The 12,595-nt window shown below is 67.0% G+C and carries 15 protein-coding genes; 9 read left to right on the top strand and 6 right to left on the bottom strand.

What is annotated here, in order from left to right; translation table 11 throughout:
- Positions 1-403, top strand: a 403-nt coding sequence (locus ACZ6Y1_RS35140) for a cyanobactin maturation protease PatG family protein (RefSeq protein WP_469639743.1), incomplete at its 5' end; no start/stop codon positions are given.
- A gap of 1,040 nt (positions 404-1,443) precedes the next feature.
- On the opposite strand, the gene ACZ6Y1_RS35135 is transcribed toward ACZ6Y1_RS35140, so the two are convergent.
- On the bottom strand, positions 1,444-1,764 hold the full coding sequence (locus ACZ6Y1_RS35135; RefSeq protein WP_469639742.1) for a C2 domain-containing protein: 321 nt from the start codon (positions 1,762-1,764) through the stop codon (positions 1,444-1,446).
- 502 nt (positions 1,765-2,266) lie between these two features.
- Here ACZ6Y1_RS35135 and ACZ6Y1_RS35130 point away from each other — a divergent pair.
- Complete coding sequence (locus ACZ6Y1_RS35130) at positions 2,267-2,566, top strand: hypothetical protein (protein WP_469639741.1); 300 nt, start codon at positions 2,267-2,269, stop codon at positions 2,564-2,566.
- Positions 2,567-2,824: 258 nt separating this feature from the next.
- On the opposite strand, the gene ACZ6Y1_RS35125 is transcribed toward ACZ6Y1_RS35130, so the two are convergent.
- Positions 2,825-2,947, bottom strand: coding sequence for a hypothetical protein (locus tag ACZ6Y1_RS35125; RefSeq protein WP_469639739.1), 123 nt, complete (start codon positions 2,945-2,947; stop codon positions 2,825-2,827).
- Positions 2,948-3,167: 220 nt separating this feature from the next.
- Between ACZ6Y1_RS35125 and ACZ6Y1_RS35120 the strand changes: the two genes are divergently transcribed.
- Positions 3,168-3,494, top strand: a complete 327-nt coding sequence (locus tag ACZ6Y1_RS35120; RefSeq protein ID WP_469639750.1) for a plasmid stabilization protein — start codon at positions 3,168-3,170, stop codon at positions 3,492-3,494.
- 88 nt (positions 3,495-3,582) lie between these two features.
- On the opposite strand, the gene ACZ6Y1_RS35115 is transcribed toward ACZ6Y1_RS35120, so the two are convergent.
- The 4 genes from ACZ6Y1_RS35115 to ACZ6Y1_RS35100 all read right to left on the bottom strand — a co-directional run bounded on the left by ACZ6Y1_RS35115 (position 3,583) and on the right by ACZ6Y1_RS35100 (position 6,598).
- A complete protein-coding gene (locus tag ACZ6Y1_RS35115) occupies positions 3,583-3,981 on the bottom strand; it encodes an STAS domain-containing protein (protein WP_469639736.1) in 399 nt (132 codons plus the stop codon).
- Positions 3,982-4,961: 980 nt separating this feature from the next.
- The gene (locus tag ACZ6Y1_RS35110) at positions 4,962-5,582 is read right to left on the bottom strand and encodes an SMI1/KNR4 family protein (RefSeq protein WP_469639734.1); all 621 of its coding nucleotides are present in this window, start codon (positions 5,580-5,582) and stop codon (positions 4,962-4,964) included.
- 25 nt (positions 5,583-5,607) lie between these two features.
- Positions 5,608-5,919, bottom strand: coding sequence for a hypothetical protein (locus ACZ6Y1_RS35105; RefSeq protein ID WP_469639732.1), 312 nt, complete (start codon positions 5,917-5,919; stop codon positions 5,608-5,610).
- Between the two features lie 313 nt (positions 5,920-6,232).
- A complete protein-coding gene (locus ACZ6Y1_RS35100) occupies positions 6,233-6,598 on the bottom strand; it encodes a helix-turn-helix transcriptional regulator (protein WP_469639730.1) in 366 nt (121 codons plus the stop codon).
- 128 nt (positions 6,599-6,726) lie between these two features.
- On the opposite strand from ACZ6Y1_RS35100, the gene ACZ6Y1_RS35095 reads away from it, so the two are divergent.
- The 6 genes from ACZ6Y1_RS35095 to ACZ6Y1_RS35070 all read left to right on the top strand — a co-directional run bounded on the left by ACZ6Y1_RS35095 (position 6,727) and on the right by ACZ6Y1_RS35070 (position 12,090).
- Positions 6,727-7,074: an STAS domain-containing protein gene (locus tag ACZ6Y1_RS35095; RefSeq protein ID WP_469639728.1), complete on the top strand. Its 348-nt coding sequence runs from the start codon at positions 6,727-6,729 to the stop codon at positions 7,072-7,074.
- 456 nt (positions 7,075-7,530) lie between these two features.
- Complete coding sequence (gene gcvH / locus ACZ6Y1_RS35090) at positions 7,531-7,914, top strand: glycine cleavage system protein GcvH (RefSeq protein WP_469639726.1); 384 nt, start codon at positions 7,531-7,533, stop codon at positions 7,912-7,914.
- 802 nt (positions 7,915-8,716) lie between these two features.
- Positions 8,717-8,875: a hypothetical protein gene (locus ACZ6Y1_RS35085; protein WP_469639724.1), complete on the top strand. Its 159-nt coding sequence runs from the start codon at positions 8,717-8,719 to the stop codon at positions 8,873-8,875.
- Between the two features lie 260 nt (positions 8,876-9,135).
- Positions 9,136-10,662 (top strand): AAA family ATPase, encoded by a 1,527-nt coding sequence (locus ACZ6Y1_RS35080; RefSeq protein WP_469639721.1) that lies wholly within the window; start codon positions 9,136-9,138, stop codon positions 10,660-10,662.
- Complete coding sequence (locus ACZ6Y1_RS35075; RefSeq protein ID WP_469639719.1) at positions 10,662-11,516, top strand: HNH endonuclease; 855 nt, start codon at positions 10,662-10,664, stop codon at positions 11,514-11,516. Before ACZ6Y1_RS35080 ends, ACZ6Y1_RS35075 begins: the two co-directional genes overlap by 1 nt.
- A 304-nt stretch (positions 11,517-11,820) precedes the next feature.
- Positions 11,821-12,090: a hypothetical protein gene (locus ACZ6Y1_RS35070; protein ID WP_469639717.1), complete on the top strand. Its 270-nt coding sequence runs from the start codon at positions 11,821-11,823 to the stop codon at positions 12,088-12,090.
- Positions 12,091-12,595: the final 505 nt, after the last annotated feature.

Genomic DNA, 12,595 nt, shown 5'->3' with positions numbered 1-12,595 from the left:
GCGGATGACCAACATCGGACGGTCCATCGGTCAGCGGGGGATCGGCGCTGTGACGGACGGTTTAATGAGCCTAGGCCATGCCGGAAGGGTCCAGCGCTTTGAGCGATTTATGCAGATTGCCGACAACGCCGGCTCATCCGACGGGCATCGCGCCCTCAATTATTGCGCGGTGCGGTACGCCCAGATCTATGCGCATACCGCTCATGCCTTCGCATCGGGACTTGCCCTGACAGCAATCGAAACACGGCTATCGCGGCTCAGCGGCAGCAGGAGCGTTCAAGACGTGGTGTTCTCCTACACCAACCGGACAACCGACGTGACAGAGACATACTTCGTCCGAGTCGACGTAACAGAAGAGTTCCCCTTCCTGGTCACGAAGCTGTCTCCGTACTGCGACCGGTGACGGCGAGAGGAGGTCGGTTTACAATGTCAGTCCCGACCGCTACGGCGGATGCCTCTCTGTACCGTACGAGCAGCGCTTACCGGTCAGTCCCTCGGGAAGGGTCCGGCACCCACGTCTTCCTGGCCGGCAGCTGCTACAACGACTGCATGAGCGAGTGCGCACCACAGGACGCTTGGGAGAAGATCGAATGCCAGGCTGAATGTAATCACAGCTGCACCGGGCCGCCACCTTGTTTGGGAGAACTCTGCCTGTTCGGCCCGCAACGCCGCTGTTGCCCCTCCGGAGCCACCTGCTGTTATGGCTACCAATACCCCTCAGCGCATCAGGTAATCGGCTGCTGTTCACCCGGGTGGGACTGCTGCGGAGACGGAAAATGCTGTGAACCCGGGCATACGTGCTGTGGCCCGCAAGGGTTTACTGGCCCGAGCAAATGCTGTCCACCCGGCCAGCAATGCTGCAACGGTGTGTGTTACACACCAGGCCCAGAGACCACATGCACAGACGGAATTCTTTGTACTCAGGGTGGCGTAGCCTGCGGCGCAGGATGCTGTCAAGCAGGAGAGAGTTGCCTAGGCGAAAAGTGCTGCAAACCCGGTGTTCTCTGCGGGGGCGGCCAATGCTGCGCGGGAGAGCACTGCACGCCGACGGGCTGCTGTCCTGAGGGGCGGTACCTCCCAACGGCGCATGACTGTTGCCCCCCGGGGCGGGTTGCGTGCAGGGTACGCAAGGAGGGGCCACCGGGAGGCGAGCCGGGAGGCGAGCCCGGTGGGGAGCCGACGGTCGTATACGAGGAGCAGTGTTGCCCAACAGGCTATTCGTGCGCATCCGAGGCCTGCTGCCCGCCTGGTGAGTGCTGCGAGAACAACGTCCCCTGCCCTCTGGGAAAGAACTGCGATAAGGGCAAGTGCTGCTCACCCGGACAGAATGCTAAATTCAATCCCATTTCCGGGAAACTCGAATGCGTTTGATGCTAGCACTGCAGAGCGGATGACTCCGGACCGTCCGGAGTCATCCGCTCTGCAGTGTTAGTTGCCTCGCGATTAGTCCGTGACGGTGTAGTGTACGTCGTAATGCGAGTCGTCGCCCGTCAAGGTTACCGCTTGCTGCCCTTGACCGGCCTGGCTCTGATGGGCCCAGAAGCTGCCGATGTGGTCATCGCCGGAGCCGCTGTCGTACTCCCATAGGCTGACCTTTGCTTTCACATCGAAACTGCGCCCGGCGTTGATGATCCTGTTGTCTCCCGCGTCGATTTCCTCGGTGCCATAAATCTGGACGCCGTCGATTTTTATGTAAAGATCGTCAGAGCCTGAGCCGTCGGTCGTTTCGGCGCAATAGACGCTGTCGATCACGACGTTCGCCATATCTGACCCCTACCTTTCTGAGTGAAGATGCGGGCACATCCCTATAGTCCTGCAGGTGCATATTGGGCGCAACCTCAACGGCCGCGTGAAGCGTCAATAATTGATGTATTTAAGTACAGGGATCTTATCGCCAACAATGCTATTCTGGTGATTCAAGCTCGCCGCGTCCCGGAGGTGGAAAGTGGACGACGACGAACGGCGCCGACGTCGCGCGCCGCAGAAGCCGCTACGTGTACAGCTGCCGAGGTTTCTTGAGGAGGAGGTTGGCCTGGGTGACGTGATCAAGCGCCTCACTCATGCGGCAGTGCAGCGACCCTGCCGTGGATGCGAACAGCGAGCTGCCGCACTGAACCAGTGGCTCGTATTCTCCGGAAGAAGGCGACATTAGCCCCGACCTTTCGTCACCGTGAGCTCAAGCGCCTCGTCAGGAACGCGGCCGAGCTGATGGCTGCCGTCGGCAACACCAGCACGATTGCCGACGGCGGCTACCAGGGCACTTCTGGTGGGCGAGCACCGGCCTGCCGGCCTGGTCCTGGCTCTCGGCCCCGCGGCGGGCACGGCGGCCGCCGTCTCGGTGGTCCTGCGGGCCTACCGGCACTGGGCCCAGGCAGGCATCCCTGTGGCCGTGGCCACCTCTCCCCAAGCGGTGCGCTACCTGATCAGGGCGAACCAGCCGGCCCTGCCCGTCCATGCCGACATCGAGGACGCCCTGGCTGCCGTACGCGCCGCTCTGCGCGACACGCCGCCCACCGGTTCGGGAAAGCGGACGGGGCGGCTCTTGCATGAAGCCCCGCAGGCATGAGGGGGTGCGGTTTGAGTGGGCCGGTGCTTCTGGCGTTTCGGGCGGCGCCGTGACAGGTTCGAAGGGTTACCAGCCTGGTCTGGTGAGGGGACCCCGCGCTACCTGACGATCACCTTTCGGTGGTCGATGGAAGGTACGGGTGGTCTCGCTCGGCTGTGCGCGACGCCGTATGCCGCGTGCTTGACGGCCTTCTCCCCCCCCGAATACGGGGAGCCGACCGTAATGGGCTCCGACTTGCGAAACGGGGCGTCACCACATCTACCCCACGCTCGAGTCGGCGTCTGCGGACGCCCCGGCCGGACGGTCCTGACCGTCGCCGGTGAACTCGACATGGACACCGCGCCGCTCCTCACCGACGTCGCCGACACCATCGACCTGCACGGGCAGATCCCTCCTCGGTGTCGTTCATCGACTCCTCGCGAGCCGCTGCTGCGGCCGTACGTTCCGCCGGGGTTATGGCCCCGGAATGTCCTGCAGTGGCCCCGTCCGCACCCGTTCCGCCACCGGACTGCTTGCTCCCTTTGGCCCGGCCGGAGGTGCGGAGTGTGGCGGCGGCCTCAAGCATGACCATGATCCGACAGTGTCGAGACAGGGATGTGTCATACCCAGAGGTTCCAGTGCGAAGCGTGAGCGTCAGTACGAGCACATCAAGGAGTCCGGTGAGGAGCGCGGCATGTCGGAGGGCCGTGCGAAGGAGATGGCGTCCGGGACGGTGAACAAGGAGCGCGCGCGGGCGGGGGAGAGCAAGACGGCGAGCCGCAGTTCGGCGCAGGGCAAGCCGGCCTCGCAGCGGGGCGGGCAGAGGTCGGGTGGGGGCGGTTCGTCGGAGCGGACCAAGGAAGAGCTGTATCAGGAGGCGAAGAAGCGCAACATCGAGGGCCGCTCGACGATGCCGAAGGCGCAGCTGAAGAACGCCCTCGGCCACTGACTGCCCCCTCACGGGGCTTGCCCGCCCGATATGTGCTCGCCGTATCCCGGCAAGGGCAGCCGACTGCCCTTGCTGCGGCGAGCGACCGTCAGACGTGTGCGAGCCAGCCGTCGGTGAAGTCGGCTTGGTCACGGGCGCGCTGGGCCTTCTCCTCCAAGAGCCGGCGGAAACCGCCGAGAGCGTAGCGCTCGCCGGTGGCCGTCTGGCGCCCGGGAATGCCGGCGATGATGGCCATGCACTGCTGGGGCTGGGTCTGCCAGCCGGTGACCAGGACCCGCAGGCCCAGCTGCTCTGCACACTGGTGCAGGTGCATGAGGTGGAGCAGACCATTGAGGTCCATGGCCGTAACGGCATGCAGGTCCACCAGGAGGTCCAGCCCCTCAGTGGGCAGGTGGTCCAGCGCGCGCTGGAGCGGTTCTCCGGCACCGTCGTCGAGCTGTCCTGTGGCGCCGATCAGAATCTGGCTGCCGCGGTGCTGGACGTCCACGTCGATTAATGAGCTCTTTCAGATTGCCCGCGATCGGGTGACAGGCCGTGGGTGGTTCTGCAGGTCACAGCCTGTTTGGGTGTCTCATCCAAAGCCCAAGTTGAAAGAGCTCAATGTTCCGCTCCCGTCACCCGCAGGCTCCGCACCCACGGGGCCCCATCCTGGCGCGGCACGGGGCGGCGCCAGGAGATTAGGCGCCCACGTGGCGCCCCGCTGAGGCTGTCCCATGCGTCGATGTGCCCAGAACAGAACGGTGACCGCGCCCGAACGGTGCTTTTGCCCTGACCGAAGCGAGGCTCTGATGAACAGCCCGACTCTTTCGGACGGCTCTCGTGAGGCCCTCCATCATCTGAAGATGCGGGAGATCAACACGGTGATCCTCCGCTTCGCCGACGTCCCCGGTGTCTGGTGTCCGAGGCGGAGGGGAACTTGACCCACGAGGAGCTGATCGCCGCCCTGCCCGCGGACCAGGCCCGGCTCGTCGTCCACGAGCTGGCCTTCGCCACCCCGGAGGGTGCGCGCAGGCACGCACACTTGCTGTCTTCTGGACACTGCCGGCCGCCGGCGCGCAGGAAGAGGCTTACACGGCGGGGTATACCGCCTTGAAGGAGTACCTGCCGGAGGTGCGGGTCCACCTCACAGCCAGGTCGGCGGACCAGCTGGAGCACCGGCGCCTGGTTGCGCTGGCCGGCTGAGCCCAGCTGTCTCCCGTCGGCGCTGCGCGACGCCAGGCCAGCACACTGTCCGATCTGCGCTCCCGGAGGGGGTAACTGGTTTGCGCCTGCTTACGCGGCCAGCGTGCCCGCCGCGTGCCACTCGAACGGCAGCGTGTCGTTCATCCGGACAGCGTCGGGGTCCAGGCCGCCTGACGATGCCGGCTGCGGCCCAACGGCCCGTGAGCCGGCAGACCGTGCGCTGAGGCGATCTGTGGAATCTGTGGTGTCACGTTCCCGCGGCGGCTCAAGCCGCGGTGCCGCGGCTCAGCGGGAAAACATGTCGGCGTAGGGGTCCGGTTCATTGGTGAAGGGGTCCCGGCCGGCTTTCCATCGGATCTGCTGCTCGCGCCAGTGGACAAATCCTGGAGAGGCCTTGCCCCAGAGCGAGGCGTCGCTCAGGGGGCACGTGGCGAGGTCAGCGGTGAAGATCCGCAAGAGGAATCGGGCCATGCCGCAGTCGAACAGGGTCCAGCGCTCGGGGGTGTGCCGACCGCAGACCAGGACCGGCCAATGGTCGGGGTTGGGGTCAGTGGTGAGCCAGCAGAGGAGATCAGGTCCGGATGTCTGGCCCCAGGGGAGGATGTGAGCCGGGTCGAGGTCGGGGCGCCCTTGGGCCGGGGTGTGCTCCCACGTCGAGCGGGCGCCCAAGATCTCGTCCTCAATGGAGCCGGGGTCCCATTGGATGCCGTCCTGATGCAGAGGAAGGAGGACACTGAGCAGGTCGTCGATGCCTCCACCGCCGTAGAGCGACATGAACGCCTTGTAGTCGGTGGGCAGTCGGCAGTCCAGTCGCTCTTCAACCGAGGACCAGTCCAGGGCCTCGTCAATGCCGAAGGTCGGGGCCATGACCTGGGTCAGTGCTGCGATATCCGGATGCTCAGTCATGGGCTTCCCCTTCCAGTCGGTTGGCTCAACCTAGCGGCTTGGGTGGACAGCACGGCTTTTGGGCCCGCGCGTCGGTTGCAGGGAACGGTAGTGGTACAGCGCCAGGAGGCAGGCCGGGCTCGCGCCGGGTGGGTCCGGCCGGTGTCTGGACGTCGGTAAGCCGCTCAAGCAGCTGGTCGAGGGCAGCTTGGCCGTCGTCTACGGCGGCGCGTTTGTCGTCGGTGAGCGGGATGGTGGCGATCTTCTTCTGGTTCTTCTTGGCCTCCAGGATCTGGCCCTTGCTGGAGGCCTTGGGGAGGTAAAGGCGCAGCGTGCGCAGGTCATGCGATGCTGGCACTGCTCTAGGTGAACGTGTAGGTGCACCAGCGTGGCCGAGGTCGTAGTAGTGCCAGGGGTCGCTGTTAGCGGGCGCGCCGGACGCGAGGCGCCGCGGTCGACGAGGACTCCAAACCCCCATGAGGCCGGCCCCGCCTCGCACTCGGCGCGGCCACGGCCGCGGCGCCCGGCACACCGGTTGCCCTCTGCTCCCGGAGGGGGAGACGGGCCTGCGCCCCCTGCGGTGCCCCAGCGTGCGATCGCACTGGCCGGCTGAGCCGTGCTCTCGGTATCCGATCGCGCCGTACCCGGGGAACCGGTTGAGGGGCAGGGGTTCAGCTCTGAGAGGCGGGTGGGGCCGGGGTCTGCTCGGCCCGGTCGGGCCGAGGTTCGCGGGCGAGGGCGTGGGTGGCGTCGAAGAGGGCGAGGAGGCCTTGGATGGCTTTGCCTGCTTCGGCGGAGTGGCGGAACTTCGCGCCCGGGGTGATCCGGTAGTGGTTGCGGCGCCCTTGGCGTGCCCGGGTCAGGTATCCCTCGTGTTCGAGGTCGGCGACGATCGCCTGCACGCTTCGTTCGGTCAGTTCGCAGGCTTCGGCGACGTCACGGAGCCTGGCGCCTGGATCGCGGGCGAGGGTCAGCAGGACGCGGGCGTGGCTGGTCAGAAACGTCCACGGCGTTCGGGGAGCTGCCGCATGTCCCATACCTCCATGATGCCCCCAGTTTTTGTATATACGTACTTTTTTTCAGGTAATTCTTGACGCGTATCGCGGGGGTGCCGACGATGCTGACAGAAGCCTCGGGGATCCATCGGGCCGCAGAGGAGGCAGAGATGTCTCAGACCATAGACCGTGACTCCGTCGCCACTGCCGTCGACCGCCTGCAGATCACCGTGACCGCCGGACCGCACGGCTCGGCCCATGTCACGGTCAGCGGTGAGATCGATCTCCACAACGCCGGCGACGTACGCGATGTCCTCTTGGCCGCCGTCCATGGTTCCCGAGACGCTGTCACCGTCGACTGCCGACAGGTCACCTTCTGCGACTGTGCGGGACTCAACACGTTCCTGGCCGCCGCCGACACCGCCGGAAAGGCGCATCAGTCCCTGCGGCTGACCGCTGTGAGCCGAACCGTGGACCGGCTTCTGCACCTCACCGGAACCCGCCCCTACCTCACATGATCACTTGGGCGTGGCGGGCTCCGGTACGCGCGAGGCGGGAGCCGCGGCGAAAGCGCTACGGCCGCACACGGTTCCGTTGCGCGGGATGTGCGCGATCCTGGAGTGCACGTGTTGCCCAGGTGGAGGAGCCGGCGACAGGCCGCGCCGACGGCTCCCGCCCCGGCTGTCTCCGCCCAGCCGCACTCCTGGATGCCGGGCCCCCGTTCTCCTCCTGGCCGTGGGCGAGGATCGGGAGCAGCGCCTTCGGCCGGGTCGCGCCCCGTGCACGCTGTGGTGCCGGGGCGGTGAGGGCGTCGAGTTCGACTCGGTCCGGGGCGGGCCGTGCGCGGTGATCCACCGCTAGGGGGAAGTGGAAGTGCAGGATGGGTCTGGCCCCGTTCGCAGAGCGTTGACGGCCGCGAACGCGGCTCGCAGGGCCCTTGCTCCGTGCGACCACCACAACCCATAGGGGACGAGATGTCTCAAGTTCCGGCAGATGTGCGATTCACGCGGCGCCACGAGTGGGTCCGTCTGGAGGCTGACGGCACCGTGACCGTCGGCATCAGCCACCACGCCCAGAACGCTCTCGGCGACGTTGTTTTCGTCGAACTCCCCAAGACCGGGGTGGTGGTCGCCGCAGGCGAGACGGTCAGCCCCATCGAGTCAACGGAGGGGGCATCGGATATCTACGCCCCTGTCGGCGGCAAGGTCATCGAGGTCAATACCAAGGTCGAATCCCGCCCTGACCTGCTCAAGTCGGATCCCTACGCCGCCTGGCTCTTCCGACTGGAGCCCTCCGACGGGAACGAACTCGACAGTCTCCTCGACGCCGACAGCTACAAAACAATGTGCGGGGAATGACCGCGGGCTTCGGGGGCAGTGGCCAACTCTGTCCCTGAAGCCCACCCTCGCCGGGCGCGCGGCCCCGCACTACCGTGTTCACGCTCCGCCAGTGTCCGGGCTCCACACAGTCGGCCCGCCGCCTCGCCACTCGATCAGCAGCGCATCGTCCAGGCGAACGTCGTCCGGGCCCAGACCCGCCCCGCGCAGGAACTCCAGAAGATCGCCGGGGCCGAGGGCGCGGCCGAGGACTTCGCCGTCGACCCGGACGCGGCGCCCGCCCCCGGTATCCGGCGGATCGGCGACCACGCGCAGGTCCGACGACCACGCGCAGGTCGGGGCTCATCCCTCCACCCTGCCGGTACCCGGTCACTCCAGCACTCCGAGTGCGGTGTCGGGGCGGCAGTGGATGCAGGCGGGGATCCCTCGGCCAGGAGTCGGCGGACCTGCTCGGCGGCGGCCGGCACGCAGCGTTCGCCGGTGTCCCATTCCTGGACGGACGTGTCCGGCGTTAGGGAATCCTGATCAAGCCCCTGAATGGGAAATATCTCCCCTCGTACCGGGGTGGACCAAGATCAGAAGACGCGACACCACCGAGGCGGTCATCGGCGCGGTCACCGGCACCCTGACCCGCCCGAAGCTCCTTATCCTCGGCCGCCACGACTCCACAGGCCGGCTGCGCGCGGTCGGCCGCACAGTCCTGCTGCGCCAGGACCAGGCCCGGCAGGTCGCAGAGCACCTCGCAGCGGCCGAGCCCGGTCATCCGTGGACGGGGGTGCGGTTCGCGGCGTCGTGGGGGTCGCGTGACGTCCTGGACGCCGTCTTGGTCCGCCCCGAGCTGGTCGCGGAGATCAGCGTCGACCGCGCCGTCGACCACGGCGGGGTCTTCCGCCACCCGTTGCGCTTCAAGCGGCTGCGCCTGGACGTGACGGCCGAGGATGTGCCCCGGTTCGGGGCGGGCCCAGCCGCGGCTGTGGGCTGAACCGGTCGCACGCCCCTGGCGGTTGCGGCGCTCGCGCGGCAACCACGGTGCTGACCAGGTGTCGGGCGCAGAGTAGATGTCAGCGTGGCGCGGAGTTTTGTCAGTGACGTCAGTGTGTGATGCCACGCTGGAGGTAGCCGCGGGGCCCAGCACAGGGGCGCGGCGCGGCCGAGGTGCCACTCGATGCAGAACTGAGAGACGACGTCGGCACAGATGCATAGGCTTCGGGGTTCGAGTGCTGCCACCAGCTGGAGAAACCCGTGCGGTTTATCGTCCAACCCACCAGAGCCTTCCCCTCCGACGCCGGCCCCCGCGCCGCCCTCCTCGTCCCGGACAGGTGGGACGACCACCACTACAAGACCAGCTTCGACCTCTGGATCCGGCGGGGCGCCGACACCTTGCCGGTCGAGATAGGCCGCGTGAAAATCGCCCTCCTCAACCAGGAGCCCGGTCCCAGCCCACTGCCCACCGGCATCTACGAAGGCGGACTGCCGCGCAGGTTCGGCGACTGGGTCTCCCTCGGCCAGGACGACCTGTACTACGAGAGGATCAAGGACCTCGGACCGGCTATGTGCCGCGAAATCCTGAACGGCCTGAACGACCTCGCCTTAAATCTGGGCGTGTTCGCAACCGCGCGGTGGACCAGCGCCGTCCGCTTATCGCTTCTGCGCAGCGTCGCCGAGCACACCGTCGTCGGCCAGTTCAACCGCATCGCAGCCGGCGGACAACGGCTGGCCGACTATCGGTTCGACTACCACCCCCCGCAGACAGACCCTTCCCTCCCAACGCGCGGACCGCTGGAATTCGAGGTCACGCCCGAATCGGCACCCCCCACCAACATCCACGTGCTCATCGGGCGCAACGGCGAAGGGAAGACCACCCTCCTGCACTCCCTAGCCCAAGCCGCCGTGCACCACGGAGACCTCCTCGAAGCGACCGCAGGAAGAATCGTGCACCTCCCCACCGAGTTCGGAGAGCCGCAGACCTTCGCCAACGTCCTACTGGTCAGCTCCAGCGCCTTCGACACGTACACCGGCTTCCGGGAATCCTCTCGCACGACCCGCTACAGGCACGTCGGCATCACGCCGGGCTCGCTGGCAGACGAGTTCATCGACAGCCTCGAGTCGATCATGACCTCGGGACGCTACGACCGTTGGCTGGAGGCCTTGGAGAGGCTGGACAGCGATCGGCATTTCCAGACCGCCGTCCTCGATGACTGCGAAGTCGTTTTCGGGGAGCGCCCCGGACACAGCGCCCTGTACACGGGATCGGGCCGCCTGTGGCGCGACGTCTTCATGGACCTCAGCTCGGGACACGCCATCGTCCTGCTCACCCTCACCGAACTCGTGGATCTGGTCGCCGAACGCACCCTCGTCCTCTTGGACGAGCCAGAGGCTCACCTGCACCCCCCACTCCTGTCCTCCTTCATCCGGGCGCTGTCCGACCTTCTGACGGACCGCAACGGTGTCGCCGTGACCGCGACGCACTCCCCTGTCGTACTCCAGGAGGTTCCTAGAACCTGCGTCTACAAGATCACCCGAAACGGGCAGTACATCCGCGCTCGGCGCCCGCGATACGAGACGTACGGCGAGAACGTCGGCGTCCTTACCCACGAGATCTTCGGCCTCGATGTGATGAGGTCCGGCTTCTACGCCGAGGTCGAAAGGGCCGTCCACGAGTTCGGCGCCTACGAAGAGGTGATCAACCACTTCGGCGGGCAGCTCGGGGACGAGGCCAGAGGCCTCGTCCGTATCCTGCTGGCCGACTGCGAGGGAGGGGAGCTCTGATGTGGCCGCTGAACCCGCCCACGGTCAGCGCCAGGAGCAGCTGGGAGACCTGCTCCAGCAAGTCTCGCGACACAGTGGCCAATGGGAACCTCGGAGCCAGCCTCCGCGACGCAGTCGACGCTGCAGAGGAGGCCGCGACGACCTTCCGGATCGCCGCCCAAGCACACACCCTGCACAACCTGAAGGCGGAGAACTTCAAGATCGAGGGCATACCCGACAAGCGGGTCGCGGACATCATGTACGGCAGCGGCATGACGAAGGGGCCCGGCCGCGGCATCTACGACGCACTCATGGACGCCCCTGAGGACGAGCTGTGCCCGCTGTGCCGGCACAGCGATGTGACCCAGCTCGACCATGTCATGCCTAAGGCGACCTACCCAGCCCTGTGCGTCGCCCCCGAGAACCTCGTCCCGGTCTGCGGAATCTGCAACCACATCAAGAACGACCGGGCGGCCGCGGACGCCGAGGACGTGCTGCTGCACCCGTACTTCGAGCACACCAACACCGTGAACTGGCTGGACGCGACGCTCGCCACATCTGCCCTCGACGCGGGCCGCCTGACGTACTTCGTCAACCCTCCGCCTGGCTGGGGCGGCACGCTCACCGCCCGCGTCCGCCGCCAGTTCGATCTCCTGGAGCTGGGACGGCGGTACAGCGTCAAAGCCAACCAAGCCCTCCGGGGAATCCACCACCACCTCGTCGAGCAGCTCAAGGCCGGGAAGTCTGCCGCCGTCCGGACCCACCTGACGGACATGGCCACCAGCCACCTGACCGCCGACCCGAACGGGTGGGCAGGGGTGGCCTACCGGACCTGGGCCGCGAACGACGACTTCTGCCAGGGCCGCTTCTGGTAACCGTGTTACCCCCAAGGGGCGACGATGGCCGGCGTGAACGAGCTCTGCGCCGCCACTGCCATAACCCTGCGCAGCCCACTGACATCCACCCTGCGCACGACAGACCAGGGGTGTTGTAGGTCACTTCGGCCGGGGTTGCGGCGCTAAGGGGGCGATGGTGTAGCGCGTGCTCGAATTCCGTCCACATGCGTTCTGACCTGCGGTTATGAGGGACTTGCGCGGCTAGCCCCTCGGTGTTCCACAGTGCGGATCACGCCTCCGGCTGGAGGTGTGATCCGAGGTTTCACGTAAGGGGTAATCTGACATGAGCACGTCAGAAATGGGCGGGGAGTCGACGGGCGGGGAGTCCGGGCGGGAGCCGGGCGGGCCCGCCGGGCAGCCGGCCCCGAGCCGTCGCCGGACCGGTGGTCGCCGACTGCTGGGTCGGGCGGCCGAGGCGCTCGCCGCGGACGTGGCGCAGGCCATGGTGTCCGCGTGGGCGCCGGACTGGTCGGATGCGGCGCAGGCGTTGACGGCGGTTGTGCAGGCCGCTGCACAGCTCCGCCGGGGGCGGGGCGGACAGCCGCGCCGCTAGCCGCGCCTGCCGGTTGCCGGGGCCGCGTGGGCGGCCCCGGTAACCGGCCGTTGAAGGGTGTCGCGGTTCACCCGTCCGGGTGGCGCAGGACCTCGCGTACGCGTAGGCGGTTTGTACGGTGTGCTCGCAACTCGCCCTGAAATTCCGCCGCTTGATATATTCCGGGATCTTTCGGCATCTTTCCGGCATGGCTCGACGGTCGGGCCGCACGGTGTGCGTTTGGGGTGTGTTTCGGCATGGGCGAGAGGCGTCAGAACTACGACGTGGTGCAGGTGCGGGGCGGCTGCGGGTCCCGGTGGCGGCGTGGCGGTGGGCGGCCGGTTCGGGTTTGGTCCCGGCGGCGGACGCCGGCCCGGGGTCGTGGCGTTTGTGGCTGAGGACATCGACGGCTTCCGGCTTCGACTACGGCAGGCCGGCAACCGTTGAGGTCTCCAGGGTGCGGAACATGCGGGCCGCTCGGGTGGTGGCTGGAGTCGGTCGGCTTTGATCTTGCCGGGTGGGGACA

It is taken from the genome of Streptomyces sp. NPDC053432 (assembly GCF_055585365.1).
The sequence above is the reverse complement of the archived record's forward strand: the minus strand, read 5'-3'. Positions and strand labels throughout refer to the sequence as shown.